The 1,563-nt window shown below is 68.1% G+C and carries 1 protein-coding gene and 1 rRNA gene; both read left to right on the top strand.

The annotated features are described in order from the left end of the window. Positions 1 to 88, top strand: a 5S ribosomal RNA gene (gene rrf, locus DEU32_RS16800); the annotation flags it as partial. 103 nt (positions 89 to 191) lie between these two features. After that, the gene (locus DEU32_RS17355) at positions 192 to 1,010 is read left to right on the top strand and encodes a GNAT family N-acetyltransferase (RefSeq protein WP_181819334.1); all 819 of its coding nucleotides are present in this window, start codon (positions 192 to 194) and stop codon (positions 1,008 to 1,010) included. The last annotated feature ends 553 nt before the right edge of the window (positions 1,011 to 1,563 follow it).

Below are 1,563 nucleotides of genomic sequence, written 5' to 3' on the forward strand. Positions count from 1 at the left end.
CGGTCACATTCCGAACCCGGAAGCTAAGCCTCTCAGCGCCGATGGTACTGCAAGGGGGACCTTGTGGGAGAGTAGGACGCCGCCGGACTCAACGTTGGTAACACCAGGAAACCCCTGACCATGACTGGTCAGGGGTTTCCTGCGTTAACGGGGAAGTTGTCGCCCGGCAGCCAGGACGTCATCATCGATGCATGACGCACTTGGGGGACCTGTTCATCGACGAGCCCACCGCCTGGGGGAGTCGTGGCGATCCGTGGCTGTGGCGGGAGCTCGGCGATCGTTTCGCCGGCGTCGCGTTGCCCGCGCGTCGGGGGGCTCTGGCCGCTGCGATCCGACGTGCTGCCGCTGACGCGATCGGGGCGCCGCTGACGTCGCCGGACCCGGCGTCGGTTTTCGTCGAGCGGTTCGCCCACGGCGGGATGTCGTCCGGGATGGTGTCGCTGGCGTGGTGGCGGGAGACGGGGCTGCCGGTCTTGCTCGAGCGGGCGGGCTTCTCAGGCGACGCCGTCCGCCTGCGGGTCACGTACGAGGACGACTGGGCCGCGGTGCGTGACCTGCGGCTCCGCAATGCGTCGGAGAACCCGATCGCGTACGGTGCGACGTTCGTGACGACGCTCGGGATGACGGAGGACGACTGGCGGCTCCGCGCACGACGCGGGACCGCAGCGGACAGCACGAGCGTCGTGGCGGTCGCTGAGGACGGGCGCTGGCTCGGGATGATGGCCTGCCAGTCCGCCGTCGAGGGCGATGTGCTGCTCACGGGGGTGTACGTCGAACCGGATGCCCGAGGACCAGTACTGGGCGTCGCGGACGAACTGCTCGGTGAAGTCCTGGCGTGGGCATCGATGCACGACGACCGGATGCGCCTGTGGGTCGATGCCGGCCGCGGTGGCACCCCTGCAAGATCCTTCTACGCGCGCAACGAGTTCCACGCGTCCGGGGCCCGGCAAGCGCTGCAGGACGCGTTCTCCGGGGAGCAACTCGAGATGGTCCGGAGGACCGCGGGATGAGGCTGCGTCAGCAGCGGCGGAACCGGATCCTGCGGTCGATGCGCGTTCATCGGCGGGACGGGGCGGGTGGCGTCGGCTCCCGCTCGTCGCGCTTCCTGCTCGAGGTCGAGCGCGATCCTGGGTCTCCGGTCGGGGAGTGGCTCGTCCCGGAGCTGAGCACGAGGTCGGCGGACGTCCGTGGCAACCAGTACCGAGGCCGGGTGGTACGTCGGCGGTCCTGACCGGCGGTGAGGGTCGAGATGACGCGACCCACGACCGGTACCCCGATCCCCGGAGATCTGCAGGGAAGTCGGGGCACGACACGCCCGGGAGTGAGCACGGTTGGCGATGGCGGGATGTGCCGCGTAAGGTTGTACCTCGTTGCCGCTGAGGCGGAGAACGGAACGGCCGGTTGGTTCGGTTCCGAGTCTCGCCCGGGCAGCGAACTTCCAGCCCCTCTGTTGAGGTCCGGTGTTTGTCGGGCTGATTGGTGGGTGCGTCTGGTCCTTGAGAACTCAACAGCGTGCACATTGTCAATGCCAATTATTTTGACCCCGTGCGATCGTGGCTCTTT

The sequence above is a fragment of the Curtobacterium sp. AG1037 genome (assembly GCF_003349855.1).
Lineage (GTDB): Bacteria > Actinomycetota > Actinomycetes > Actinomycetales > Microbacteriaceae > Curtobacterium > Curtobacterium citreum.